The organism is Novosphingobium rosa NBRC 15208, assembly GCF_001598555.1.
GTDB lineage: Bacteria > Pseudomonadota > Alphaproteobacteria > Sphingomonadales > Sphingomonadaceae > Novosphingobium > Novosphingobium rosa.
In genome coordinates this window covers 1-23,258 of the sequence record NZ_BCZE01000077.1, presented here as the reverse complement: position 1 = coordinate 23,258, position 23,258 = coordinate 1, and the positions used below count along the sequence as shown (strand labels likewise).

General features: G+C 65.5%; 27 protein-coding genes and 1 tRNA gene. 13 read left to right on the top strand and 15 right to left on the bottom strand.

Features of this window, described 5'->3' with window-relative positions; all coding sequences use genetic code 11:
• Positions 1-9: 9 nt before the first annotated feature.
• The 4 genes from accD to trpB are packed head-to-tail and all read right to left on the bottom strand — an operon-like array spanning position 10 to position 3,181.
• Positions 10-861 carry an acetyl-CoA carboxylase, carboxyltransferase subunit beta gene (accD, locus tag SR3_RS24400; RefSeq protein WP_068091854.1) on the bottom strand — a complete coding sequence of 284 codons (852 nt, stop codon included), beginning with the start codon at positions 859-861 and terminating at the stop codon, positions 10-12.
• A 27-nt stretch (positions 862-888) separates the two neighbouring features.
• The gene (gene trpA, locus SR3_RS24395; RefSeq protein ID WP_068091852.1) at positions 889-1,695 is read right to left on the bottom strand and encodes a tryptophan synthase subunit alpha; all 807 of its coding nucleotides are present in this window, start codon (positions 1,693-1,695) and stop codon (positions 889-891) included.
• Positions 1,692-1,964 carry a hypothetical protein gene (locus SR3_RS24390; RefSeq protein WP_068091850.1) on the bottom strand — a complete coding sequence of 91 codons (273 nt, stop codon included), beginning with the start codon at positions 1,962-1,964 and terminating at the stop codon, positions 1,692-1,694. Before SR3_RS24390 ends, trpA begins: the two co-directional genes overlap by 4 nt.
• Positions 1,964-3,181, bottom strand: coding sequence for a tryptophan synthase subunit beta (gene trpB / locus SR3_RS24385; protein WP_068091847.1), 1,218 nt, complete (start codon positions 3,179-3,181; stop codon positions 1,964-1,966). Before trpB ends, SR3_RS24390 begins: the two co-directional genes overlap by 1 nt.
• 270 nt (positions 3,182-3,451) lie before the next feature.
• Here trpB and SR3_RS24380 point away from each other — a divergent pair, with 270 nt between their 5' ends.
• On the top strand, positions 3,452-3,925 hold the full coding sequence (locus SR3_RS24380) for a hypothetical protein (RefSeq protein WP_068091837.1): 474 nt from the start codon (positions 3,452-3,454) through the stop codon (positions 3,923-3,925).
• Positions 3,926-4,070: 145 nt separating this feature from the next.
• On the opposite strand, the gene SR3_RS24375 is transcribed toward SR3_RS24380, so the two are convergent.
• From SR3_RS24375 to purB, 5 genes are all read right to left on the bottom strand, one after another.
• Positions 4,071-4,712 (bottom strand): phosphoribosylanthranilate isomerase, encoded by a 642-nt coding sequence (locus SR3_RS24375; protein ID WP_068091834.1) that lies wholly within the window; start codon positions 4,710-4,712, stop codon positions 4,071-4,073.
• A gap of 9 nt (positions 4,713-4,721) precedes the next feature.
• Positions 4,722-5,228, bottom strand: coding sequence for a GNAT family N-acetyltransferase (locus SR3_RS24370; protein ID WP_068091831.1), 507 nt, complete (start codon positions 5,226-5,228; stop codon positions 4,722-4,724).
• The gene (gene pyrF / locus SR3_RS24365) at positions 5,225-5,902 is read right to left on the bottom strand and encodes an orotidine-5'-phosphate decarboxylase (protein ID WP_068091829.1); all 678 of its coding nucleotides are present in this window, start codon (positions 5,900-5,902) and stop codon (positions 5,225-5,227) included. Before pyrF ends, SR3_RS24370 begins: the two co-directional genes overlap by 4 nt.
• 19 nt (positions 5,903-5,921) lie before the next feature.
• A complete protein-coding gene (locus tag SR3_RS24360) occupies positions 5,922-6,239 on the bottom strand; it encodes a lipopolysaccharide assembly protein LapA domain-containing protein (protein ID WP_068091827.1) in 318 nt (105 codons plus the stop codon).
• A 135-nt stretch (positions 6,240-6,374) separates the two neighbouring features.
• The gene (gene purB / locus SR3_RS24355) at positions 6,375-7,688 is read right to left on the bottom strand and encodes an adenylosuccinate lyase (RefSeq protein ID WP_068091821.1); all 1,314 of its coding nucleotides are present in this window, start codon (positions 7,686-7,688) and stop codon (positions 6,375-6,377) included.
• A 13-nt stretch (positions 7,689-7,701) separates the two neighbouring features.
• Between purB and SR3_RS24350 the strand changes: the two genes are divergently transcribed.
• On the top strand, positions 7,702-7,977 hold the full coding sequence (locus SR3_RS24350; RefSeq protein ID WP_157099089.1) for a hypothetical protein: 276 nt from the start codon (positions 7,702-7,704) through the stop codon (positions 7,975-7,977).
• A gap of 409 nt (positions 7,978-8,386) precedes the next feature.
• Here SR3_RS24350 and radC read toward each other — a convergent pair whose 3' ends face one another.
• Complete coding sequence (gene radC / locus SR3_RS24345) at positions 8,387-9,181, bottom strand: RadC family protein (protein ID WP_245654084.1); 795 nt, start codon at positions 9,179-9,181, stop codon at positions 8,387-8,389.
• A 79-nt stretch (positions 9,182-9,260) separates the two neighbouring features.
• Here radC and SR3_RS24340 point away from each other — a divergent pair, with 79 nt between their 5' ends.
• The 8 genes from SR3_RS24340 (at position 9,261) to SR3_RS24305 (ending at position 16,246) form a co-directional block, all read left to right on the top strand.
• The gene (locus SR3_RS24340) at positions 9,261-12,533 is read left to right on the top strand and encodes a YdbH domain-containing protein (protein WP_068091813.1); all 3,273 of its coding nucleotides are present in this window, start codon (positions 9,261-9,263) and stop codon (positions 12,531-12,533) included.
• Positions 12,530-12,778 (top strand): YnbE family lipoprotein, encoded by a 249-nt coding sequence (locus tag SR3_RS32520; protein ID WP_068091810.1) that lies wholly within the window; start codon positions 12,530-12,532, stop codon positions 12,776-12,778. Before SR3_RS24340 ends, SR3_RS32520 begins: the two co-directional genes overlap by 4 nt.
• Complete coding sequence (locus tag SR3_RS24330) at positions 12,778-13,158, top strand: YdbL family protein (protein ID WP_245654083.1); 381 nt, start codon at positions 12,778-12,780, stop codon at positions 13,156-13,158. Before SR3_RS32520 ends, SR3_RS24330 begins: the two co-directional genes overlap by 1 nt.
• A gap of 439 nt (positions 13,159-13,597) precedes the next feature.
• Positions 13,598-13,921 carry an AtpZ/AtpI family protein gene (locus SR3_RS24325; protein WP_068091808.1) on the top strand — a complete coding sequence of 108 codons (324 nt, stop codon included), beginning with the start codon at positions 13,598-13,600 and terminating at the stop codon, positions 13,919-13,921.
• A 102-nt stretch (positions 13,922-14,023) separates the two neighbouring features.
• Positions 14,024-14,809 (top strand): F0F1 ATP synthase subunit A, encoded by a 786-nt coding sequence (locus SR3_RS24320; protein WP_068091799.1) that lies wholly within the window; start codon positions 14,024-14,026, stop codon positions 14,807-14,809.
• 46 nt (positions 14,810-14,855) lie between these two features.
• Positions 14,856-15,083 carry a F0F1 ATP synthase subunit C gene (locus SR3_RS24315; RefSeq protein WP_068091796.1) on the top strand — a complete coding sequence of 76 codons (228 nt, stop codon included), beginning with the start codon at positions 14,856-14,858 and terminating at the stop codon, positions 15,081-15,083.
• Between the two features lie 145 nt (positions 15,084-15,228).
• Positions 15,229-15,720 (top strand): F0F1 ATP synthase subunit B family protein, encoded by a 492-nt coding sequence (locus SR3_RS24310; RefSeq protein ID WP_068091793.1) that lies wholly within the window; start codon positions 15,229-15,231, stop codon positions 15,718-15,720.
• Positions 15,713-16,246: a F0F1 ATP synthase subunit B family protein gene (locus tag SR3_RS24305; RefSeq protein WP_174549186.1), complete on the top strand. Its 534-nt coding sequence runs from the start codon at positions 15,713-15,715 to the stop codon at positions 16,244-16,246. Before SR3_RS24310 ends, SR3_RS24305 begins: the two co-directional genes overlap by 8 nt.
• Before the next feature lie 328 nt (positions 16,247-16,574).
• On the opposite strand, the gene gloB is transcribed toward SR3_RS24305, so the two are convergent.
• The 3 genes from gloB to rpsA form a co-directional block, all read right to left on the bottom strand.
• A complete protein-coding gene (gloB, locus tag SR3_RS24300; RefSeq protein ID WP_068091790.1) occupies positions 16,575-17,342 on the bottom strand; it encodes a hydroxyacylglutathione hydrolase in 768 nt (255 codons plus the stop codon).
• A complete protein-coding gene (locus SR3_RS24295; RefSeq protein ID WP_068091787.1) occupies positions 17,339-17,740 on the bottom strand; it encodes a GFA family protein in 402 nt (133 codons plus the stop codon). The genes gloB and SR3_RS24295 overlap by 4 nt, the downstream gene beginning before the upstream one ends.
• Positions 17,741-17,848: 108 nt before the next feature.
• Positions 17,849-19,549 (bottom strand): 30S ribosomal protein S1, encoded by a 1,701-nt coding sequence (gene rpsA, locus SR3_RS24290; RefSeq protein ID WP_068091877.1) that lies wholly within the window; start codon positions 19,547-19,549, stop codon positions 17,849-17,851.
• A gap of 380 nt (positions 19,550-19,929) precedes the next feature.
• On the opposite strand from rpsA, the gene SR3_RS24285 reads away from it, so the two are divergent.
• The gene (locus tag SR3_RS24285) at positions 19,930-20,370 is read left to right on the top strand and encodes a hypothetical protein (RefSeq protein ID WP_068091784.1); all 441 of its coding nucleotides are present in this window, start codon (positions 19,930-19,932) and stop codon (positions 20,368-20,370) included.
• 90 nt (positions 20,371-20,460) lie between these two features.
• On the opposite strand, the gene SR3_RS24280 is transcribed toward SR3_RS24285, so the two are convergent.
• Positions 20,461-21,081, bottom strand: a complete 621-nt coding sequence (locus tag SR3_RS24280; protein ID WP_068091779.1) for a (d)CMP kinase — start codon at positions 21,079-21,081, stop codon at positions 20,461-20,463.
• A 79-nt stretch (positions 21,082-21,160) separates the two neighbouring features.
• Positions 21,161-22,498, bottom strand: coding sequence for a 3-phosphoshikimate 1-carboxyvinyltransferase (gene aroA / locus SR3_RS24275; RefSeq protein WP_068091776.1), 1,338 nt, complete (start codon positions 22,496-22,498; stop codon positions 21,161-21,163).
• A gap of 219 nt (positions 22,499-22,717) precedes the next feature.
• On the opposite strand from aroA, the gene SR3_RS24270 reads away from it, so the two are divergent.
• Together SR3_RS24270 and SR3_RS24265 are read left to right on the top strand one after the other, a co-directional pair.
• Entirely contained in the window at positions 22,718-23,035 is a 318-nt protein-coding gene (locus SR3_RS24270; RefSeq protein WP_068091772.1) for a TIGR02300 family protein, read from the top strand.
• Between the two features lie 144 nt (positions 23,036-23,179).
• A tRNA-Ala gene (locus tag SR3_RS24265) sits at positions 23,180-23,255 on the top strand.
• Positions 23,256-23,258 lie beyond the last annotated feature (3 nt).

The window sequence follows — 23,258 nt, the reverse complement described above, 5'->3', positions numbered from 1 at the left end:
ACGGCGGAATCAGGCCGCCTTGTTGCACATGTAGGACAGCAGCATGGCCAGCGTGGCCTTCAGCTCGGGGCGGCGCACCACCATATCGACCATGCCATGGGCGTGGAGATATTCGGCGCGCTGGAAGCCCTCGGGCAGCTTTTCGCGGATCGTGTCCTGAATCACGCGCTGGCCCGCAAAGCCGATCAGGCAGCCCGGCTCGGCGATATGGATGTCGCCCAGCATGGCATAGCTGGCGGTGACGCCGCCGGTGGTGGGATCGGTCAGCACCACAATATAGGGCAGACCCGCCGCGCGCAGGCGGCGCAGGGCCACCGTGGCCTTGGGCATCTGCATCAGACTGAGGATGCCTTCCTGCATGCGCGCGCCACCGGCGGCGGTGCAGATGATGTAGGGCGCGCGTTCCTTGATCGCGCGCTCCACGCCCGAGACGAAGGCGGCGCCCACGGCCACGCCCATCGATCCGGCCATGAAGAAGAAGTCCTGCACGCCCACCACCGCGCGGTGGCCGTCAATCGTGCCCAGCGCGTTGGTCAGCGCATCGTGGTGCGGATTGGCGGCGCGGGCGGCCTTGAGGCGATCGGTGTACTTCTTCGAATCGCGGAACTTCAGCGGGTCGTCCTTGACGCGCGGGCTCGGCAGCAACTGGAAGCCCGCGTCGAGGATCTGCGACAGGCGTGCGTCGGTGCCGATGCGGCCATGATGGTCGCAACGCGGGCAGACGGAAAGGTTGGCCTCGTAATCCTTGGTGAACAGCATCTCCCCGCAATTGGGGCACTTGATCCAGAGATTATCGGGGATCTGCTCCTTCGCCGCGCCGAGCGAGGAGAGCGAATTGCGAACACGATTGAGCCAGCTCATGGGCGCCCCCTAGAGGATTTTGCCGCGTCAGGCCAGATCGGAAATCGCGCGGGCGCCATGCACCGCCGCGGCGAGGCTGGAGACCAGTTCGCGCACCGGTCCGGTGGCATGCGCGCCATGTTCGGCGATGAGATCGACGATGGCCGAGCCGACCACCACGCCATCGCCATGCTGAGCAATATCAGCAGCTTGCGCCGGGGTGCGCACGCCAAAGCCGACGACCACGGGCAGGTCGGTGCCCGACTTCAGATGCGCAACGGCCTGCTCGATGCTGGCCAGCTGGGCCTGCTGCTTGCCGGTGATCCCGGCGACCGAGACGTAATAGAGGAACCCGCTCGACCCTTCCAGCACGGCGGGCAGGCGGGCGGCATCGGTGGTCGGAGTCGCCAGGCGGATGAAGGACACGCCCTTGGCGCGCAGGGCCGGGCCCAGCTCGCCATCTTCCTCTGCCGGGATATCGACGCAGATGATGCCGTCCACGCCCGCATCGGCGCAGGCATCGGCGAACCACTCGGCGCCGCGCGCGACCATCGGGTTGGCATAGCCCATCAGCACCAGCGGAATTTCCGGGTGGCGCTGGCGGAAGCCCTTGGCGATGGCGAAAATGTCCGCCGTTTTCGTGCCGGCCCCCAGCGAGCGCAGATTGGCCGCCTGAATCGCCGGGCCATCGGCCATGGGATCGGTGAAGGGCATGCCCAGCTCGATCACATCGGCGCCGCCTTCGACCAGCGCATCGAGGATGGCGCCGGTGGCGGAGGGCGTGGGATCGCCGCCGGTGATGAAGGTGACGAGCGCGGGGCGCCCCTTGGCGAAGGCAGCGGAGAGGCGAGTCATTTCAGATGTTTCCATAATGCGGCCAGAGCAAAACTGACGCCCAGCACCAGCGAGACGATGCTGACCGTGTCGATCAGGATCGGATTGCGCGAGATATGGTTGTAATTGGCCCACAGCTTGGCCGCCGGCAGGCCGGGATCCTGCGTGGCGGCGCCAGCGGTGGCCACCGTGGCATGGGCTTCGATCAGGTGCTGGTCCAGCTCCCGCGCGACCAGCGAGGTCGCCAGGCACAAGACCGCCAGGACGATCAGAGTGCGCTGGCGAAGCATCAGATCGTGGTGCCCAGCTTGTCGGCGACGGTGAAGATGTCCTTGTCGCCGCGGCCCGAGACATTGACCAGAATGATCTGGTCCTTGCCATACTGTTTGGCCACCTTGGGCAGCGCGGCCAGCGCATGGGCGCTTTCCAGGGCGGGAATGATGCCTTCGAGGCGGCAGCAGTCCTGAAAGGCCTGCATGGCTTCATCGTCGTTGATCGGCAGGTATTTCACGCGGCCGATGTCATGCAGCCAGCTGTGCTCCGGACCGATGCCGGGATAGTCGAGGCCCGCGCTGATCGAATGGGCCTCGGTGATCTGGCCGTCCTCGTCCTGCAGCAGATAGGTCTTGTTGCCGTGCAGGATGCCGGGCACGCCGCCGGTCAGGCTGGCGGCATGCTGGTCGGTGTCCACGCCGTGGCCGCCCGCCTCCACGCCGAGCATCTGCACGCTGGCATCGTCGAGGAAGGGGTGGAACAGGCCGATGGCGTTCGAGCCGCCGCCCACCGCCGCGATCAGCAGATCGGGCAGCTTGCCGGTGCGGCCGAGCATCTGGGCGCGGGCTTCCTTGCCGATCACGCTCTGGAAATCGCGGACCAGCTCTGGATAGGGGTGCGGACCGGCGGCGGTGCCGATGATGTAGAAGGTGTCATGCACATTGGCGACCCAGTCGCGCAGCGCCTCGTTCATCGCATCCTTCAGGGTGCGGGCGCCCGATTCGACCGGCACCACCTGCGCGCCCAGCAGCTTCATGCGGAAGACGTTGGGCTTCTGCCGCTCAACGTCCAGCGCGCCCATATAGATCACGCAGGGGATGCCGAAACGCGCGCAAACCGTTGCGGTGGCCACGCCATGCTGGCCCGCGCCGGTTTCCGCGATGATGCGCGTCTTGCCCATGCGGATCGCCAGCAGGATCTGGCCGATGCAATTGTTGATCTTGTGGGCGCCGGTGTGATTCAGCTCTTCACGCTTGAACCAGATCTGGGCGCCGCCAAGCTCTTCCGTCAGCCGGGGCGCGAAATACAGCGGGCTGGGGCGGCCGACATAATGTTCGAGCAGATCGTCGAACTCGGCCTGAAAAGCCGGATCGGCCTTGGCGCGCTTATATTCGGCCTCAAGGTCCAGAATCAGCGGCATCAGCGTTTCGGCGACGTATCGGCCGCCGAACTGACCGAAATGGCCGCGTTCGTCAGGCTGATTGCGGAATGAGTTGGGCGTGGTGGCGTTCATAGTGGGATCAGCGCCTGCCATGCGCGCGCGCGTCTGTCCAGACCGTCAAAGACCTGTTGCACCTGCGCAACGGTAAAATCGCCGCGAACCATCTGAACAGATTGCGACATTTACGGCAGCGCCTGCCTCAATGGCGGAATTGCGCGCCTTTCATGCTGCAATGCGACAAATATGACTGGAATATGAAAATGACATTCAGTCATGTGACAGCCGGCGTGGCGCAAACGGTTGTCAGGCGTTAAATGCCTATATTATCAGGGAGTTACTACTATGCGTCAGGTTCTCATCGCAGCAGCGGCAGCGCTCTCCGTGGGTGCCTTCGTTGCCCCCGCCTTCGCTGGCGAAGCAGGCGACGTCCGCGCTGAAATCCGTTCCGGCGTCAACTGGCAGGACGGTCAGGCCGCAAAGGGCACCATCGGTGGTGCCATCGGCTATGACTACAATCTGCCGGGCGGCGCGTTCATCGGTGTCGAGCAGGCCATCGACAAGACCCTGGTCAGCCGCGCCAATGCCGTGGGCTCGACCAGCGCGCGCTTCGGTATCCATGCCACGCCCAAGGACAAGCTCTATGTCATCAGCGGTTACAGCTATGGCAGCAGCTACCAGGACGGCGCCCATCTGGGCGGCGGCGTGGAGCACAGCTTCGGCCCTTACTACGGCAAGGTGGAATACCGTCACATCTTCAACGGCAATGACAGCAACCAGAACAATCAGGTGCTGGTCGGCGCCGGTATCAAGTTCTGATGTGACCGGGAGCATCGTGCGAAAAAGTGGTAACCGGTTTTTCGCAGGAACGATGCGGCCAAAAAAATAGCGCTAGCCCCCCGCGTTGGTCGCGGGCGGGTCGCGAGGGAGGCGGTCGGTTCCATCCGGCCGCCTCTTGCCGTTTTCAGGCCAGAGCAGCGCGGCAGAACGCGGCGATCTTGGCCAAATCCTTCACGCCGGGCGCGCTTTCCACGCCCGAGGACACGTCCACGCCGGTGGCCCCGGTGATGCTCATGGCCTCGGCCACATTGGCCGGATCGAGCCCGCCTGCCAGCAGCCAGGGCAGCGGATGGCGCCAGCCCCGCATCAGCCCCCAGTCGATGCGCAGGCCGGTGCCGCCGGGCAGCAGCGAGCCTTCGGGCGGCTTGGCATCGTAAAGGATGCTGCCTGCCGCGCCGACATAGGGCTGGGCCGCTTCCAGATCGGCGGTCTTGCGCACGCCAATGGCTTTCCAGATTTCCAGCCCATGCGCCGCTCGGATGTCTGCAACGCGGGCCGGGGCCTCCTTGCCATGCAGTTGCAGGATATCGAGCGGCACCGAAGCGCGCACGCTGGAGAGCAGCGCATCCTCGGGATCGACGAAAAGCCCCACCACCTTCGCCCGCCCGCGCGCATGCAGCGCCAGGGCGGCGGCCTGCTCGATGGAGACATTGCGCGGGCTCTTGGGGAAGAACACCAGGCCGATATGGCTGGCCTTTGCGGCCAGAGCGGCATCGATGCTCTCGCTGGTGGACAGGCCGCAGATCTTGATGAGGGGAGCGTTCATGCCGCCCCCTTAACGCAGAGGCTTTTCCAGCACCACCATCGAAAGATGCGTGATCTCCGGGATCGGGAAGGGGCTGGTGCGCCCTGTGTCCACATAACCGCGACGGATATACCAGGCGATCAGCTCGACGCGGTTGGAGATCACCGTCATCCGCATGGTGTGTGCGCCGAACTCGTTCCGGGCCCAGTCCTCCGCCGCCGCGATCATCCGCCGCCCGATGCCGCCCGCCTGAAGCGCGGGATCGACAGCGAACATGCCGAGATAGGCCACGCCTTCTCCCAGATCGGTGATGCTGATCGTGGCGGGCAGCGTCCCATCCTCGCCGGGCAGCACCAGCACGCGCATGGCGGGCTCCGCCAGCTGCGCGGCGAGGTCTTCGGCGGTGATGCGCTCACCTTCGAGCAGATCGGCCTCGTGAGTCCAGCCGCCGCGTGCCGCATCGCCGCGATAGGCGCTTTCCACCAGCGCCTTGAGCGCGGGCAGATCATCGGCCTTGGCGAGCCGGACGTCGTTCACAGCGTCCCCTCAATGGCGCGGGCGGCGGCCAGCGGGTCTTCCGCGCGAGAAATGGGTCGGCCCACCACCAGCACGCTGGCCCCGGCATCGCGCGCGGCGCGCGGGGTGACCGAACGCTTCTGGTCGCCCAGCACGCCATCGGCGGGGCGCAGGCCGGGCACCACCAGGAAGCCGTCCTTCCAGCGCTCCTTCACGGCGCCCACTTCGTGGCCCGAGCAAACAATGCCGTCGATCCCCGCGCTCTGCGCCAGATCGGCCAGACGCAAAGCCTGATCGTGAGCATTGCTGTTCACGCCAATGCCCGCCAGATCGCCATCGTCCAGGCTGGTCAGCACGGTGACGGCGACCACTTTGGTATGCTCGCCAGCGGCGGCCTTGGCGTCCTCCATCATGGCGCGGCCACCGGCGGCATGGATCGTCACGATGCTGGGCTGCAGCACATGGATCGCCTGCATCGCGCCCGCCACCGTGTTGGGAATGTCATGCAGCTTGAGGTCGAGGAAGATCGGCAGGCCGATCTTGGCCAGCTCATGCACGCCGTGATGGCCATGAGCGCAGAAGAACTCCAGCCCCAGCTTGATCCCGCCGATATGCGCCTTCACCTTGCGCGCCAAGGCTTCGGCGGCATCGAGGCGGGGCAGGTCCAGGGCGAGATAGAGCGGGTTGCTGTGCATGGGTTCTTGTCCGATGAAATTATTTGCTGAGATCGACAGCAGGGGTGGGCTCTGGTTCGTGAGCGGGGGCGGATGGCGCGATCACCGTCTGGCTGGCGGCCAGCACGGCATTTTCCAGCGTCTGGATGCGGCGCTTCAAACGCCAGCGCCCGGCCTTGGAAATCAGCCACATCGGCACCAGACCCAGCAGGAAGGAGACCACCACCACGGCGGGCAGCTTGGTGTCCAGCACCAGCGTGTCCCAGATCCGCACCTCGACCGGCTTCCAGTTGTTGACCGAAAAGATCAGCAGGACGATCCCGGCGATAACCGCCAGAGCGGTGCGGATGAACTGCATGGGTGACCCCTTCCAATAACCAGTCTGCGTGCCTTACGACCCATGACCCTGTGGGCCCGGGAGGGGATGCTAGGCGCGATTGCGTGTAAAGAAAAGGGCGGGGTGCCTTGCGGCCAGACCCCGCCCCGTTTCAGCTTACTTGCCGAAGACGCGATCGAAGATCACATCCACCGCCTTGAAGTGGTAATCGAGGTTGAAGCGCTCTTCCAGCTCCGCGTCGGTCATCTTGGCCGAGACTTCGGGATCGGCCTTGAGCAGTTCGAGCAGCGAAAGCTGGCCATCGCTCTCCCACACCTTCATCGCGTTGCGCTGCACCAGACGGTAGGAGGCATCGCGCTCCAGACCGGCTTGCGTCAGCGCCAGCAGCACGCGCTGCGAGTGAACCAGACCGCCCATGCGGTCGAGGTTCTTCTGCATGCGCTCGGGATAGACCACCAGCTTGTCGACCACCGAGGTGAGGCGGGCGAGGGCAAAGTCCAGCGTGATGGTGGCATCCGGGCCGATGAAGCGCTCCACGGAAGAATGCGAGATATCGCGCTCATGCCACAGCGCCACATTTTCCAGCGCGGGGGTCACGGCGCCGCGCACCACGCGGGCCAGACCCGTCAGGTTTTCGGTCAGCACCGGGTTGCGCTTGTGCGGCATCGCCGACGAGCCCTTCTGGCCGGGCGAGAAATACTCTTCGGCCTCCAGAACCTCGGTGCGCTGCAGATGGCGGATTTCCACGGCCAGACGCTCGATGCTGCTGGCGACCACGCCCAGCGTGGCGAAGAACATCGCATGGCGGTCACGCGGGATCACCTGCGTGGAAACGGGCTCCACCGACAGGCCCATCTGTTCGGCCACATAGACCTCGACCGAGGGATCGATGTTGGCGAAGGTGCCCACAGCGCCCGAAATCGCGCAGGTGGCGATGTCCTCACGCGCGGCGACCAGACGGGCGCGGTTGCGGGTGAACTCGGCATAGGCCTCGGCCAGCTTCTTGCCGAAGGTGGTCGGCTCAGCGTGGATGCCGTGGCTGCGGCCGATGGTGGGGGTGTATTTGTGCTCGAAAGCGCGGCGCTTGATGGCTTCGAGCAGCAGATCAACGTCGGCGATCAGAATGTCGGCGGCGCGGGCCAGCTGCACGGCCAGCGTGGTGTCCAGCACGTCCGAGCTGGTCATGCCCTGATGCATGAAGCGCGCCTCGGGGCCGACCTGCTCGGCCACCCAGTCGAGGAAGGCGATCACGTCATGCTTGAGGATGGCTTCCTTGGCGTCGATGGCGGCAACGTCGATGGAGGGGTTGGTCGCCCACCAGTCCCACAGGGCCTTGGGGCCGCTGGCGGGAACGACGCCCAGCTCGCCCAGTTTCTGCGTGGCATGCGCCTCGATCTCGAACCAGATCTTGTAGCGGGCTTCTGCTTCCCAGATGGCGGTCATCTGGGGCCGGGCATAACGAGGGACCATGGGCGCTCTCCGAATGGGCAAGGAATTGCGCCGGGCGCTAGGGGGAGAAGGCGCGAAAGGCAAGGTTGGAGTCGGGTTTTTGGGGTTTGCCTCCGGCGGGCAAAGGGCCATCGCCCTTTGCAATCCCTTTTTTGTCAGCGTTTGCGCTTTGGGTTCGGCGTTGGGCGCGATGTCGCTGCTATTTTATGCCGCTTCGCGGAAGGGGGATGGCCGCAAAGTTTGGGGAGCGGTTATTCATCCTTTTTACGCAACCATGGAATGGCGGTATGAATTTCAGCTCTCGCGGTAATCTCATCCGCGTGTAATCCAGACTAAGCGCCCGGACGCCAATAATGCCCCATAAATTGGTTAAATGCCTCGTAGGTTTCCTCAAACCAGAATAGCCTATCGGGTCGCGGATAAAGGCATAACTCGCGCCTGGCATCTGGGCTGGAGAATTTCTCAATGAGCTTCATTACTCCAAGATGACATGCAGGCAGAGTGCCTGCAATGTCGTCCCATTTGGAATGACTGCATTTAGAGATGGCACAGGGACGGCGCTCCATCGATGCGCCGCAGGCAATCATTGAATGCCCTTTGAGCGCCAAAGCCTGTTGCGCCCTGAATACGCGCGCCTCGGCTTAGTCGGGGCGCAACGCAGACAGTAAAGGGAGCGCGAGGGCGATGGCCCTCGCATCTTAACTTCCTTCCTAAACCCCTCAAATCAACCCCTTCGCCCGCAGCGAGACATGCCCCTCACGCCCGATGATGATGTGGTCATGCACCGTGATCGACAGCAACCTGCCCGCCTCGGCAATTCGGTTGGTCATCTGGATATCGGCGCGGCTGGGCTCGGGGTTGCCGGAGGGGTGGTTGTGCACCAGAATCAGCGCCGCCGCGCCCAGATCCAGCGCCCGGCGGATCACCTCGCGCGGGTGGATGGCGGCTTCGTCGATGCTGCCGTCGGCGACATGCTCGTCGCGAATCAGGCGGTTCTTGAGGTCCAGATACAGCACCCGCACCCGCTCCACGGAGAGATGCGCCATATCGATTGTGAGATACTCGATCAGCTTGCTCCACGTATCGAGCAGCGGCTTTTCTGAGGCCCGCGTGCGGGCCAATCGGCGTGTGGCCAGCGAGACGATCCGCACCGCCGCCGCGCTGGTCTCGCCCATGCCGGGGTGGCCCACCAGCGCTCCGGGATCGGCGTTGAACACGCCGGCCAGCGATCCGAAGCGGGCGATCAGCGCCTTGGCCAGCGGCTTCGTATCCCGGCGCGGGATGGCGGTGGCGAGGAGATATTCCAGGATCTCGTAATCGGCCAAAGCCTCCGCGCCGCCCTCCAGCAGGCGCTTGCGCAAGCGGCCGCGGTGGCCCTCGGTGGTGGCGGCCTCTTTGGGTTTTTCCGCTTTTGTTGCGGGCACTTCGGGCCTTGGCGATGCCATCGCCGCGAAGGCATCCTCGAACAATTCGGGATGGGGTCTCGCATCACGCAGTCTGTCTGCTTCATCCATCGCCGCTGCCGCCCGCCCCATAGCTATGCCGGTAGGACAAGCATTGCCTTTCGGCGGCCTCTCGCGCAAGAGGGCGAGAATGATCGATCTCGGGGGCAATACCCAGACTGATGAACAGGATAACATGGCGGGCGAGCCCGACGTGGCTGTTCCTGCGCGCTCACGCTGGCGCCGCCGCGCGCTGATGAGCGCGGGCGGGGTCAGCGCCGTTCTGGTGCTGGCGCTGGGCGCGGGCTGGATCTGGCGCGATGCCATCGCTAAAAAGCTGATCGATCACCAGCTTGAGGCGTGGAAACTGCCCGCGCGCTACCGCGTGGCCGAGGTGGGCGCGACTCACATCGAACTGGCCGATGTCAGCGTGGGCGATCCGGCCCATCCCGATTTCACCGCCGGGCGGCTGGACATCGAGGTTTCGACCGGCAGCGACATCAAGGGCCTTGGCCGCGTCACGCTGGAGCATGTGCGGCTGGCCGGGCGCTGGCGGAACGGCAAGTTGACGCTGGGCGAGCTGGACCGGCTGCTGTCCTCCTCCTCGGGGCCTTCGGGCCTGCCCAATGTGGAGCTGGTGCTGCGCGATGCGCAGGCGCGTTTCGAAACGCCTGCGGGCGTCGCCGCGCTGACGGCGGCAGGGGCGGGGCATCTGCGCAACGGTTTCGCCGGAACGCTGGCTTTGCGTGCGCCGCATCTGGCGGGGCAGGGCTGCGAGGGCGGGGCCAGTCTGGATGGCCGCCTGTCGGTGGCGCAGGGCAAGCCCCGGCTGACCGGGCCGCTTGATCTCACCGGGCTGCATTGCAATCTCAAGGGCCTGAAGCTGGACCCGGCGCGCGTCGCCATCGATGCCAGGGGCGATGCCAATCTTTCGGGCGGCGAGGTGCTGCTCGATCTGGCGCCGGTCCATCTGACCACCAGCACCGGCGCGGCCCGGGCGCTGGGCGGCCATGCCCAGCTGACCATGCGCCATGGGCGCATCGCGGCGGGCTGGGAGCTGGCGGGGCAGGGCGTCAATCTGCCGGGCATCGCGGCGCGCCGGATCGGCGTCGACGGGCGCATCAGCGGCGACGCGGATTTCGACCATCTGACCGCCGAGGGCGGCTTCACCGGAGAGGGCGTCACGCCCGATTCGCAGGTGATGGCCACGCTGGCCGGCTGGCGGCAGTCGACGCAGGGCACGCTGGTCGCGCCGCTGCTGGCGCGGCTCTCGGCGGGGCTGATGCATGAGGGGCAGAGCAGCAAGCTGAAAGGCAGCTGGACCATGCGCCGCGGCGATCGCGGCTTCAGCCTGGTCATCCCCACGGCGCGCTGGTCTGGCCCGCGCGCGCATCTTGAGGGCTCGCGCCTGATGGTGAACGGCGGCGGGCTGACCGGCAATCTGGCGCTGACCGGCGGCGATCTGCCCACGGTCAATCTGCGCGTGGCCCCAATAACTGGCGGCGCGCGCGGCGGCGGGCAGAGCGCCCAGCTGGCGATTGCGCCATGGGCCGCCGATGGCGCGGCGATCACCGTGCCCGCGCTGCATATCGAGGAGCGCGGCGGGCGCGTGGCGCTGGCGGGTCAGGTGCTGGTCTCGGGCGCGGTGCCGGGCGGATCGGTGCGCGAACTGGGCCTGCCGATTGCGGGCGACTGGACTGCGCGCGATGGTCTGGTGCTGGGCCGTGCCTGCGCGCCGGTGCATTATGCCGGGGCCACCTTCTCTTCGCTCGATCTTGCGGCGGGCAGCTTCGATCTCTGCCCGGGCGAGGGCGCCCCGCGCGCCGTGCTCGCCGTGGGCCGCAGCGCGCTCCACTGGGGCGCCAGCGTGCCCAATCTGTCGCTGGTGGGCACGCTCTCGGGCGAGGCGCTGCATGTCGCCACCGGCGCGCTCACGCTCGGCGAGCGGCATGCGCAGGTGCAGGATATCGCCCTCACGCTGGGCGGCGGGGCCGACACCACCCGCGCGCATATCGACAGGCTGACCGCCGAATTGCGCGACCCGGCAGGGATCCATGGCACGGCAGAGGGCGGTTCGCTGGCTCTGGCCGCGCTGACGATGGACATCGGCGCTTTCAACAGCCCGTGGCGCTGGGCCGATGGCGCGCTGGTGATGGATGGCGCTTCGCTGGCCGTCTCCGACCGTCTGCCTCCGGTTCGCCCCGGCGTGACGCCGCCCGATGCGCGGTTCCAGCCGCTGGTGGCGCGCGATGTGGCGGCGAAGCTGGTGAAGGGCGTCTTCTCGGCGCAGGGTGAGGTGCGCTCCGCCGCCAGCGACCGCGTGCTGGCGCAGGTCAGCCTGACGCATGATCTCTCCGCCTCGCGCGGCACGCTGGATGCCAAAGCCCCCGCGCTGCGCTTCGACAAGGGGCTGCAGCCGCAGGACATCAGCAAGCTGAGCACCGGTATGATCGCCGATGCCTCTGGCGTGCTGAGTGCCGACGCGCATATCGCATGGGCGGGCGGGCGTATTCGTTCCAGCGGCCATGTTTCCAGTGAGGGCTTCGATTTCGCCAGCGCGGCGGGCCCCGTGCGCGGCGTGAAGGGCACGGTGACCTTCACCGATCTGCTGAACATGGTCACCGCGCCCAACCAGCATGTCACAGTGGGCGCGATCAATCCCGGCATCGAGGCCGACAATGGCGATGTGATCTTCGCGCTGGAGCCCAACCGCCAGCTGCGCGTCAGCCGCGCCGAATGGCCCTTCCTCAACGGGCGCATGTGGATGGAGCCCTTCGTGCTGCGCTTCGGCGAGGTGGAGGCGCGCAAGTTCTCGCTCGATGTCGAGGGGATCGATGCGGCGGAATTCCTCGCCCATATGGACATGTCGAATCTGAACGCGACGGGCCTGTTCGATGGCCATCTGCCGCTGGTCTTCGACGACAAGGGCGGCCATGTGGTGGCCGGTTACCTCACGGCGCGGCCGCCGGGCGGCACGGTGGCCTATATCGGCGCGCTGACCTACAAGAACCTCTCGCCCACGGCCAATTTCGCGTTCCGCACGCTGCGCGATCTCAAATATCAGCAGATGCGCATCGATATGAACGGCGATCTGGCCGGTGAACTGGTCAGTCGGGTTGAACTGCGCGGTCTGACGCAGGGCAAGAAGGCCTCGCGCAATTTCCTGACCAAGCAGATCGGCAAGCTGCCGATCCAGTTCAACGTCAACCTGCGCGCGCCTTTCTACAGTCTGATCGGTTCGGTGCGCAGCCTCTATGACGCCAAGGCCGTGGCCGATCCGCGCAGCGTGGGTCTGGTGGGTGCCGATGGTAAACCTGTCGCGCCAACGACTTCGTCGCCTGGGCCTTCTCAGCCTGCCGCAAATCCGGCACAACCCCCTCAACCCACCGGCATTCAGCCTCCAGTCAGCGAGCATCGTCCATGAAGAGCATCAGCTTCGCCGCGCGCGACGCGACCCGTCGGGCACTCAGGAACCCCGCTCTCGGGCGACGCGCTTGCGCGCTGGCGGCTGTGATGGCAGGCTCGGTGATGGTGGCAGGGTGCATCACGCTCAACGCGCCCGACAAGGCGATCGTTATCGAGCTGAACATCAAGATCGAACAGGATGTGGTCTACAAGCTGGCGCCCGATGTCCAGCAGACGGTGGACAAGAACAAGGATATCTTCTGATGGCCAAGGGTTTCATGATTGCTGCTGCTCTGGCGGCTGTTGCCCTGAGCGCGCCCGCCTCCGCGCAGGACCGCGATCCGGCCTATGCCGCCGCGCGCTCGGCGGGGCAGGTGGGTGAGCTGCCCACCGGCTATCTCGGCACGGTGGGCGCGGCGCCCGCGCCGGTGGCCCGCATGGTCGAGGATCTCAACATCAAGCGCAAGTCGGTCTATGCCCAGCACGCCAAGGAGCAGGGCGTGACGATCGAGGCCTATGCCTTCACCACCGGCTGTAACCTGATCGAGAAGACCAGCCCCGGCGAGAAGTACATGGGCACCGATGGCCAGTGGCACACGCGCGGCGGAGACAAGCCGCTGCGGGATGCGCGCTGCCCCGGCTGATCGTCAGCTTTTGTAAACACAGTGCATCGCCCGGTTGCCAGCATGAACGGCAATCGGGCGATTCGCGTATGGGGCTGCGAGCCAGTTCGCCATAGACAGGCAAGGCTGGCATCGGGCTTTTCTGCGGCGGGCCGCGTCATGGCTTTGCCGCGAAATTGTCATCAGCTGTGCAAAGCGTTTACAACTCCTTGCGCGCCGCTTTCCCTTGCCGAAACCCCCTTGAAGGGCCGGGAATCAGTCGCTTTCCGGCAATTTATTTGCTTGCTGCCGCGCCGCGCCCCTTGCATCCGCCGCCCCGCATCCCACTTTCGACCCCGAACCGACCGCCACGGGCGGTTGACTTGGATGCACCCCCCGCTTAAGGGCCACAGCGCCCCGGGCGGGCGAGCGTTGCCCATGTGTTACACGCCTCAGGGCCTTAGTGGCCGGGACGAAAGACATGGAAGACGATACAAACGCACGGAACCCTGTTGGCGAAGACCAGCGCATGACAGCGATCGACGAACGGATCAAAGCCGTACGCGAGCGCGAGGAAGCGCGGACCAAGCCGACGGCGGGCGCGGAGGCCGATGCGAATTACCGCATGGGAAGCCGTGTTCTGGCCGAGCTGATCGGGGGGATCGGCGGCGGAGCTTTCATTGGCTGGGTCATTGACCAGGCCATTGGGAGGAAGTCGCACTGGGGTCTGCTGGTGGTGATGGCGCTCGGCGCTTTTGTCGCTTTCAGAAACATCTTCCGGATTTCCGGCTCTTCTCAGGGCTGATCTCTCGCACAGGAGCGGGCGATCGGCGGCAGGACAATGCCTCGCAAGCGGCATTTTCAGCCACCCTCGGGCAGGGCCCACATAGGTATGAGGGCGTAAAACGTGGCGGAACACGGTCGTGTCGATCCCATGGCGCAGTTCAAGATCGAGCCGCTTTTCGGCACCGATCATTGGGCCATCGCCGGTCACAACATTGCCTTCACCAATTCCGCGCTGTGGATGGCGATCACCACCATCGCGCTGTGGGTTTTCGTGCAAGGCGGCATGAAGCGTGCGCTGGTGCCCGGCCGCTGGCAGATGGCGGTCGAGACCATGACCGGCTTCATCGATGGCCTGCTGGCCGCCAACATCGGCCCCAATGGCAAGAAGTATGTGCCTTACATCTTCTCGCTGTTCATGTTCATCCTGTTCGCCAACATTCTGGGCCTGCTGCCGCTGAGCCTGCTTGGCGTGCATCCCTTCACCTTCACCAGCCACTTCTCGGTCACGGGCGTGCTGGCGATCCTGTCTTTCTCGATCGTGCTGATCGTCGGCTTCGCCAAGCACAAGCTGCATTTCTTCAGCCTCTTCGTGCCGCATGGCACGCCGGTGTGGCTGCTGTGGCTGATCCCGATCATCGAGCTGATCTCGTTCCTCGTGCGTCCTTTCTCTCTCGCGCTGCGTCTTTTCGTCGCGATGATGGCTGGCCACGTTCTGCTTGAGGTGCTCTCCAGCTTCGTCATCAGCTCGGCCAATTCGGGCCTGCTGTGGGGCGGCGTGGTGGGTCTGCCCAGCTTCCTTCTGATGATTGCCATCTGCGCCCTGGAAATCCTGGTCGCCGGCATTCAGGCCTATGTTTTCGCGCTGTTGACCTCGCTGTATCTCAACGACGCCGAGAATCTTCACTAAGTTACTGTTCAACCTGCAAGAATTTACGAAACAAGGAGTTACTGAAATGGACGCAACTGCCGCCAAGCTCGTCGGTGCCGGTCTGGCCGCCATCGGTGCCGGTATCGCCGCCATCGGCGTGGGTAACGTCTTCGGTTCGTTCCTGGAAAGCGCTCTGCGCAACCCCGGCGCTGCCGACGGCCAGCAGGGCCGCCTGTTCATCGGCTTCGCCGCCGCCGAACTTCTGGGTCTGCTGTCGTTCGTCGTCGCGATGATCCTGATCTTCGTCGCCTAAGCAGGTTCGAAAAGGGCCGGGGCTTGCGGGTTTCCCCTGCACGCCCCGGCTCCTTTCTATCCAGCTTCCCCGGCTTACGCCTGCGCTGAAATCCCCCAGGAATCTCCTGATGCGGATCAGGCGCCTACGACACCGGACACTGACGATGCCCCAGATATCCCAGCTCGCCGAAACCTATGCCAGCCAGATCTTCTGGGTGCTGATTTTCTTCGGCTTCGTGTTTTTCGTCATCGGCAAGGGCATGGTGCCCAAGGTGATGGAAACCATGGCCGCCCGTGACAGCCAGATCGCCGCCGATCTCGCTCACGCCGAGGCTGCCCGCCGCGCCGCCGAAGGTGCCGATGCCGGTTGGCAGGCCACCGCCGCCCAGCAGCGCGCCCAGGCCCACGCCCTGATCGCCGCCGCCAAGCACGATGCCGCTCAGGCCTCCGAAGCCCGCCTGCACGCCGCCGCCAGCGTCATCGACGCCCGCGTCGCCGATGCCGAAGCGCGCATCGGTGCCGCCGTGACCAGCGCCATGGCCGAAATCGAAACCGTGGCCGCTCAGGCCGCTGGCGACATCGCCCAGCGTCTGGCCGGTATCACCGTGGGCGAAGACTCCGCCCGCGCCGCTGTGAAGGAAGCTCTCCATGGCTGACCTGAGCCTGATCGTTCTGGCCGAAGCCGCCAGCGAAGCCGCCGAACCCACCGCGCTGGGCCTGACCCCGCCGATGTGGGTGGCGCTCTCCATGGCGGTGCTGATCGTCGTCATGCTGGTGCTCAAGGTGCCGGGCGTGCTGACCAAGGGCCTCGACAATTCCATTGCCGAGATCCGCAAGCAGCTTGACGAAGCTAAGGCGCTGCGCGCCGACGCCGAGGCGCTGAAGGCCGAATACGCCACGCGCATCGCCAACGCCGAGAAGGACGCGGCGGCCATGCTCGCTCACGCCAAGGCGGAGGCGGAAGCCATCGTCGCCAAGGCCGAGGCCGACACCACCGAGGTGATCGCCCGCCGCGAGAAGATGGCCTCCGAGAAGATCGAGGCCGCCGAGCGTGGCGCCGTCGCCCAGCTGCGCGTCAAGGCCGCCGAGGCCGCGACCAGCGCCGCGCGCGGCCTGATCGCTGGCGGTTATTCTGCTGCCAACGACAAGGCCCAGGTAGACGAGGCGATCGCTTCGATCTGATTTGTCGCTCGGTTTGCGAACGTGAAAAGCCCTCGCCGTTTGGCGGGGGTTTTTTCGTTTCGGGGGTCAGAAAGTCAGAAGGGAAATGCGAGGGGATTATCCCCTCGCGCTCCCATGAATGTCTACGTTGCGCATCGGGTTCGGCCTTGCGCTCAGTTTGCTGCGCCGCAGGCAGGAAACTACAGCGAGTCCTATTGGCTTTCATGCCTGCGGCGCCCCAGGTGGTGCAGGTGGACAGGTCAGGCACAAGGATCGGGTGCCACGCCCCTATCGTCGGAAGACGTTCTGGGAGCGCGAGGGGGTAACCCCCTCGCATCTTCCTTTTCTCTTAAAACGAGTTCTTAGCCTCTCTGAGCGCAGCGAACACCGTCACGGCATCTCCGCCCCCCCAACGCTCCGCCAAAGCGCTGTCGTCGGCTCTGAGGAACGGATTGGTTTCCAGCTCGCGCTCCAGCACGAAGGGCACCGTGGCCCGGCCTGCCGACCGCGCCGCATCCACCGCCGCCGCGTAATCCGCCAGAGCGCCATTCTCCGGATCGGCATGCACCGCGAAACGTGCGTTCGACTGTGTGTACTCATGCGCGCAATAGATCTGCGTCTGCGCGGGCAGGGCCTTCAGGCGCGAGAGGCTGGCCCAGAACTGCTGCGGCGTGCCCTCGAACATCCGCCCGCAGCCCAGAGCGAACAGCGAATCGCCCACGAAGGCGATTCCCGCCTCGGGCAGATGGTAGGCGATATGGCCCAGCGTATGGCCGCCCACATTGATGACATGGCCTGTGAAGCCGCCCAGTGAAACCGTGTCGCCCTGATCCACCGTGCGATCCACGCCCTCGATCCTGGCGGCGTCTCCGGCGGGGGCGGTGATGGTGGCGCCGGTGGCCTGCTTGATCGTCAGGTTTCCGCCGGCGTGGTCCTTGTGCCAGTGGGTGTTCCAGATCTGGGTGATGCGCCAGCCCTTCAACCCGGCCTGACGCAGGTATTCCTCGCCATCGGGCGTGTCGATGGCGGCGGTTTCGCCGCTGGCCTTGTCATGCAGCAGGAAGCCGTAATTGTCGGAGAGGCAGGGGAACTGGTGCACTGTCAGCGGTGGGGTCATGACGCGCGTCCTTTGGGATAATGGGGGATGTCGGCGGGCAGGGTCACCCATGGATGCATGCTCTCCTCCCAGACCGAGCGGACGGGGGCAAAGCCGATCTTCTCCTCGATGGTGCCCACGGGGATGCCGATCATGCCGGGCTTGAGGTCGATGGTGCACCACAGGGTCGTGCCGCAGGTGGGGCAGAAGAAGGTGGTGAAGCTGCCCCCGCTGTCCGCGATGCGAGTGTAGGAGGAGGGCTCCCCGGTCAGGGCGATCTGATCCGCCGGATAATAGGCCACCACGCCGAAGGGCGATCCGCTGCGCCTCTGGCAGGCGCGGCAGTGGCAGGCGACGATCTGGTCACAGGGGCCGGGCAGGGTGGCGCTCAGGGCGCCGCATTGGCAGCTGGCTTGCATGACGGCCACTATAAGCATGCTCTGGCCAAAGAAAAACCCGCCCGGAGCATGTCCGGGCGGGTCTTCTGTTTCAGGCTGCGGCCTGAAGGTGCCGGTAAGCGTTAAAGCTTACTTGGCGCCCTTCAGAGCGGCGCCCAGGATGTCGCCCAGCGAAGCGCCGGCATCCGAGGAACCGTACTGTTCCACAGCTTCCTTCTCTTCGTGCAGCTGACGCGCCTTGATCGAGAAGCTGGGCTTCTTCGAGCGGTCGAAACCGGTGACCATGGCGTCGATCTTCTGACCGGCCTGGAAACGGTCGGGGCGCTGCTCGTCGCGGTCGCGACCCAGGTCCGAACGCTTGATGAAGCCGGTGGCACCATCTTCGCCAGCCTGGACTTCCAGACCGCCATCGCGCACTTCCAGAACCGTCACGGTGACGACTTCGTTGCGCTTCAGGTTCGAGCCCGAAGCGGCCACGCCGCCAGCGGCCGGAGCGCCCTTCTCGAGCTGCTTCATGCCGAGCGAGATGCGCTCCTTCTCGACATCGACGTCGAGAACGACAGCCGAAACCTGCTCACCCTTGCGGTGCAGGGCCAGCGCGTCTTCACCCGAGATGCCCCAGGCGATGTCCGACATGTGGACCATGCCGTCCACGTCGCCATCCAGGCCGATGAACAGACCGAATTCGGTCGCGTTCTTGACTTCGCCCTCGACGGTCGAACCGACGGGGTGACGCTCGGCGAAAGCTTCCCAGGGGTTCTGCTGGGCCTGCTTGAGGCCGAGCGAGATGCGGCGCTTGTCCGAATCGACTTCCAGCACCAGCACGTCGACTTCCTGCGAGGTCGAGACGATCTTGCCGGGGTGGACGTTCTTCTTGGTCCAGGACATTTCCGAAACGTGAACCAGGCCTTCGATGCCGGGCTCCAGCTCCACGAAGGCGCCGTATTCGGTGATGTTGGTGACGGTGCCGCGCAGCTTGGCGCCGACGGGGTACTTGGCGGCCACGCCATCCCACGGATCCGACTCAAGCTGCTTCATGCCGAGGCTGATGCGCTGCGTGTCGTGGTTGATGCGGACGATCTGCACGCGGACGGTGTCGCCGATGGCGATCACTTCGCTCGGGTGGTTGACGCGCTTGTAGCTCATGTCGGTGACATGCAGCAGGCCGTCGATGCCGCCCAGGTCCACGAACGCACCGTAATCGGTGATGTTCTTGACGACGCCATCGATGATCTGGCCTTCGGCCAGGTTCTGGATCAGGCCCGAACGCTGCTCGGCGCGGGTCTCTTCCAGCACGGCGCGGCGCGACACGACGATGTTGCCGCGGCGACGGTCCATCTTCAGGATCTGGAAGGGCTGCGGCACGTCCATCAGCGGGGTGACGTCACGCACGGGGCGGATGTCGACCTGCGAACCGGGCAGGAAGGCTACGGCGCCGTCGAGATCGACGGTGAAGCCACCCTTCACGCGGCCGAAGATCACGCCTTCAACGCGCTTGCCTTCGCCGAACTCGTTCTCGAGCTTGTCCCAGGCGGCTTCGCGGCGCGCACGGTCGCGCGACAGCATGGCTTCGCCTTCGGCGTTCTCGACGCGGTCAACGTAAACCTCGACTTCGTCGCCGACCTTCAGGCCATGCGGCTGGCCGGGGGCGGCGAATTCGCGCAGGGCCACGCGGCCCTCGCTCTTCAGGCCCACGTCGATGACGGCCTTGTCGTTTTCGATGGCGGTGATGGTGCCCTTGACCACGCGGCCTTCAAAGCCGCCGGCGGCGGCGCCGCCCAGGGTTTCATCAAGAAGCGCGGCAAAATCGTCGCGCGAGGGGGTGCTCATAAAAGAGTCCTTGGTGTCGATGTTTCCGGCCAGGCGGTTGTCTCCGCCGGTCTTTCCTCCAGCTGCCACACCATGCGGCAGATGGGCCAAAAAGGGCCGAACCACCCATGGGGCCGTATGCCGTCATGGGTATTCCGACAGACTCACGCCGGTCGGAACGGGCCGCGCACTAAGCCAATCCGGCATGAAACGCAAGGAAATAGGCGGGTTTGGGGCCGTCGATTGAGCGATTCCCGATGATTCGCCCCCGAAAATCTCGGTTCATCTTTGTAACGGGGCATCTGATCCCGCGTTTTGTTGCTCGTTCATGTTCGGGCTAGGCTGGCGGGTGCCATTCTTACGACGGTTCGCGACATTCTGTCACAAGAGGATACGACCTTATGAAGGCACATTTTGGCAAGTTCGCGTTGATCGTGGTGGCCGGTTCGCTGGCTCTTGGCGGTTGCGCCACCACGGGTTCGGTGAAGCGGGCGCAGGCACGCGCCGATCAGGCTTTCGTCGAAGGCCAGAAGGGCCAGGCCGATGCGGCCCGCGCCCAGGGTAGCGCCGATGCGGCCGGTGCTGCGGCTCAGCGCGCACAGGGTTCCGCCGATGCGGCGGGCAGCGCGGCGCAGGGTGCCGGTGCTGCGGCCCAGCAGGCGCAGGCCACGGCGAATGCCGCTCAGGCCAATGGCGATCAGATCACCGCGCTCAGCTCGCGTCTGCACAAGCTGGAAGCGGCCGAATGGCGCCGCCACCATCCCAAGAAGGCCAAGCATCGCCATCACCCCAAGCCCAAGCCCGTGCAGAACAACGAAGGGCAGGCCAAATTCCATCAGTAAGATGGTTCATTCCTGAGATGTCTCAGGGTTGAGATCGACGCAGGGATGGCGGGGTGAAAACCCCGCCATTTCCTTTCAGGCGCCAAAGGTTCAGGCGAAGGCTTTGTCCACCAGGGCGATGGCTGCGGCGATGGCGGCATCCTTGCCCAGATCCGAGGTGTCGAGCGTCACGGCATCGTCAGCCGCGCGCAGCGGCGCTTCGGCGCGTTCCCGGTCGCGGCGGTCGCGGGCTTCCAGATCAGCGGCGATCTCCTCCAGCGTGATGGCGCGGCCCTGGGCCTGCATTTCCAGAAAACGGCGCTGGGCGCGGGCGTCCACGCTGGCGACGATGAACAGCTTGGCGGGGGCCTCTGGCGCGATCACCGTGCCGATGTCGCGCCCGTCCAGCACCGCGCCGCCTGCCTGCGTGGCAAAGGCCCGCTGGCGGTCATAGAGCGCCTGCCGCACCGCAGGATGCACCGAGACGCGACTCGCCAGACCGCCGCTGGCCTCGCTGCGCAGTTCGGGATCCTCCAGCAGCGAATCGGGGAAGGAGCAGGCGGCCAGCGCATCGCCCGCATCGTCCGGATTGCCGCCATCGAGCGCCACCTGTCGCCCCACCGCGCGATACAGCAGGCCCGTATCGAGATGCGGCAGGTTGAAATGCGCGGCCAGAGCCTTGGCAATCGTGCCCTTGCCCGAGGCCGTGGGGCCATCGACGGCGATAATCATCACAGAATCCTTATTCCTGGGGCGAGGTCCGCCCACATGCTTGTCCGCAGGGGCGCCTCATGCAGGGCGCCTGGCGCGCTCAAGCCGCGACCAACCCGGCCATCAGCGGCATGAAATTGGGGAAGCTGGTGGCGATGGGGCTGACATCGTCGATCGCCACGCCGCCGGTGCTGGCCAGACCGGCCACGGCCATGCTCATGGCGATGCGGTGGTCCAGATGGGTGACGACCGGGGCCTTGTTGCCGCCAGGCAGAGGCGCGCCCGCCGTGCCGTCGATCACCATGCCGTCCTCGGTTTCGTGCAGGGTGGCGCCGGCCAGTTCGAGCGCCTCGCGCATCACTGTGATGCGGTCCGATTCCTTGACGCGCAGCTCTTCAAGCCCGGTGCAGACCGTGCGGCCCTCCGCCAGAGCGGCAGCCACGAACAGCACCGGGAACTCATCGACCATGCTAGGCACCACCGCCGGATCGACGTTGATGCCTTTCAGTGCGGAATGGCGCACGCGCAGATCGGCGACGGGCTCGCCGCCGACGATGCGGGGGCTCACCTCCTCGATGCTGCCGCCCATCTGGCGTAGCACGGTGACGATCCCGGCGCGGGTGGGGTTGAGGCCGACGTTCTCGATCAGCACATCGCTGCCCGGCACGATCAGCGCGGCCACGATGAAGAAGGCGGCGGAGGAGGGGTCGCCGGGGACGGTGATGGTCTGGCCGGTCAGATTGGCCTCGCCACGGATGCGAATCACGCGTTCCCCATTCTCCTCTTCGACCGTGAGATCGGCGCCGAAACCTTGGAGCATGCGTTCGGAATGGTCGCGGGTGGGGACGGGCTCGATCACCGTAGTGATGCCCGGCGTGTTGAGCCCGGCCAGCAGAATCGCGCTCTTCACCTGAGCGCTGGCCACCGGCAGGCGGTAGGTGATCGGCACGGCGGGCTGGGCGCCCTGCATCGTGAGGGGCAGGCGGCCACCCTCGGAGGCCGTGAACTGCGCGCCCATGCTGGAGAGCGGATCGATCACCCGGCCCATCGGGCGCTTCGACAGGCTGGCATCGCCCACAAAGGTGGCGGTGATGGCATGGCTGGACACCAGCCCCATCAGCAGGCGCGTCGAGGTGCCCGAATTGCCCATGTCCAGCGCGGTTTCGGGCTGGAGCAAGCCGCCCACGCCCACGCCGTTGATCACCCATTCGCCGTCCGGCTGCTTTTCGATGGTCGCGCCCATGGCGCGCATCGCGGCGGCGGTGGACATCACATCTTCGCCCTCCAGCAGGCCCGTCACGCGGGTCTCGCCGATGGCCAGCGCGCCCAGCATGATCGAGCGGTGGCTGATCGACTTGTCGCCGGGCACGCGGATCGTGCCTTTCAGCGCCCCGCCAGCGGTGAAGGTGTGGGGGCGGGGCTGGCTGGAATGGCTCACGGGCGATCTTTCTGGTCGGCGTTGACAGGGAGGGGCCCCGTCACCAGATATCTGCTGTTGGGCCACCAATCGCGCGGCTTTTGACAGCGCGAACCAGCTATGGCAAGGCGCGACGCGCTTCGGGGGGCTTGCGCTTCTCTCGCAATGCGTCATGACGATATTTTTCCGCGCCTCTGCGCGCGGCCCGCCAGATTAACGGCGGCATCAGTGAGGAACAGCATGGTCAAGCCAGAATGGGGCGCCAAGCACGGCTGCCCGAAATGCGGCACCCGCTTTTATGACCTGGGCAACAGCGACCCGGTTACCTGCATCGAATGCGGCTATGCCTGGACGCCCGAGCCGGTGCTCAAGAGCAAGCAGCCCATCCCCTATGAGGAAATCCAGAAGAAGGAATCCGCAACGCCCGATGGCGATCTGGCGGATGAGGACGATCTGGACATCGACGATGACGGCGATTCGCCGGACAATGACGTCGATCTGGGCGGCGACGACGATCTGGGCGTGGCCGGTCACGACGACGAGCCGGACGAAGTTTAAGAGTTTTTCGCGGGGTTTTCATTTTTCTGACAGCTTCGCGAAAAAATCTCTTGCCAAGGTTGGGCCTGCCTCCTAGTGGGGCGGCCCGGCCGGAAGGCAGGGACGGAACAAACCACCCAGGGATGTTTCGGTTCAAATGGTTACGGGGCCTTAGCTCAGCTGGGAGAGCGCCTGCATGGCATGCAGGAGGTCAGCGGTTCGATCCCGCTAGGCTCCACCATTT

Excerpts from the sequence above, each read along its gene's own strand:
- accD (WP_068091854.1), bottom strand. The coding sequence starts at position 861 with ATGAGCTGGCTCAATCGTGTTCGCAATTCGCTCTCCTCGCTCGGCGCG.
- trpA (WP_068091852.1), bottom strand. The coding sequence starts at position 1,695 with ATGACTCGCCTCTCCGCTGCCTTCGCCAAGGGGCGCCCCGCGCTCGTC.
- SR3_RS24390 (WP_068091850.1), bottom strand. The coding sequence starts at position 1,964 with ATGCTTCGCCAGCGCACTCTGATCGTCCTGGCGGTCTTGTGCCTGGCG.
- trpB (WP_068091847.1), bottom strand. The coding sequence starts at position 3,181 with ATGAACGCCACCACGCCCAACTCATTCCGCAATCAGCCTGACGAACGC.
- SR3_RS24380 (WP_068091837.1), top strand. The coding sequence starts at position 3,452 with ATGCGTCAGGTTCTCATCGCAGCAGCGGCAGCGCTCTCCGTGGGTGCC.
- SR3_RS24375 (WP_068091834.1), bottom strand. The coding sequence starts at position 4,712 with ATGAACGCTCCCCTCATCAAGATCTGCGGCCTGTCCACCAGCGAGAGC.
- pyrF (WP_068091829.1), bottom strand. The coding sequence starts at position 5,902 with ATGCACAGCAACCCGCTCTATCTCGCCCTGGACCTGCCCCGCCTCGAT.
- SR3_RS24360 (WP_068091827.1), bottom strand. The coding sequence starts at position 6,239 with ATGCAGTTCATCCGCACCGCTCTGGCGGTTATCGCCGGGATCGTCCTG.
- purB (WP_068091821.1), bottom strand. The coding sequence starts at position 7,688 with ATGGTCCCTCGTTATGCCCGGCCCCAGATGACCGCCATCTGGGAAGCA.
- SR3_RS24350 (WP_157099089.1), top strand. The coding sequence starts at position 7,702 with ATGGGCAAGGAATTGCGCCGGGCGCTAGGGGGAGAAGGCGCGAAAGGC.
- radC (WP_245654084.1), bottom strand. The coding sequence starts at position 9,181 with ATGGATGAAGCAGACAGACTGCGTGATGCGAGACCCCATCCCGAATTG.
- SR3_RS24340 (WP_068091813.1), top strand. The coding sequence starts at position 9,261 with ATGATCGATCTCGGGGGCAATACCCAGACTGATGAACAGGATAACATG.
- SR3_RS32520 (WP_068091810.1), top strand. The coding sequence starts at position 12,530 with ATGAAGAGCATCAGCTTCGCCGCGCGCGACGCGACCCGTCGGGCACTC.
- SR3_RS24330 (WP_245654083.1), top strand. The coding sequence starts at position 12,778 with ATGGCCAAGGGTTTCATGATTGCTGCTGCTCTGGCGGCTGTTGCCCTG.
- SR3_RS24325 (WP_068091808.1), top strand. The coding sequence starts at position 13,598 with ATGGAAGACGATACAAACGCACGGAACCCTGTTGGCGAAGACCAGCGC.
- SR3_RS24315 (WP_068091796.1), top strand. The coding sequence starts at position 14,856 with ATGGACGCAACTGCCGCCAAGCTCGTCGGTGCCGGTCTGGCCGCCATC.
- SR3_RS24310 (WP_068091793.1), top strand. The coding sequence starts at position 15,229 with ATGCCCCAGATATCCCAGCTCGCCGAAACCTATGCCAGCCAGATCTTC.
- SR3_RS24305 (WP_174549186.1), top strand. The coding sequence starts at position 15,713 with ATGGCTGACCTGAGCCTGATCGTTCTGGCCGAAGCCGCCAGCGAAGCC.
- gloB (WP_068091790.1), bottom strand. The coding sequence starts at position 17,342 with ATGACCCCACCGCTGACAGTGCACCAGTTCCCCTGCCTCTCCGACAAT.
- SR3_RS24295 (WP_068091787.1), bottom strand. The coding sequence starts at position 17,740 with ATGCAAGCCAGCTGCCAATGCGGCGCCCTGAGCGCCACCCTGCCCGGC.
- rpsA (WP_068091877.1), bottom strand. The coding sequence starts at position 19,549 with ATGAGCACCCCCTCGCGCGACGATTTTGCCGCGCTTCTTGATGAAACC.
- SR3_RS24285 (WP_068091784.1), top strand. The coding sequence starts at position 19,930 with ATGAAGGCACATTTTGGCAAGTTCGCGTTGATCGTGGTGGCCGGTTCG.
- SR3_RS24280 (WP_068091779.1), bottom strand. The coding sequence starts at position 21,081 with ATGATTATCGCCGTCGATGGCCCCACGGCCTCGGGCAAGGGCACGATT.
- SR3_RS24270 (WP_068091772.1), top strand. The coding sequence starts at position 22,718 with ATGGTCAAGCCAGAATGGGGCGCCAAGCACGGCTGCCCGAAATGCGGC.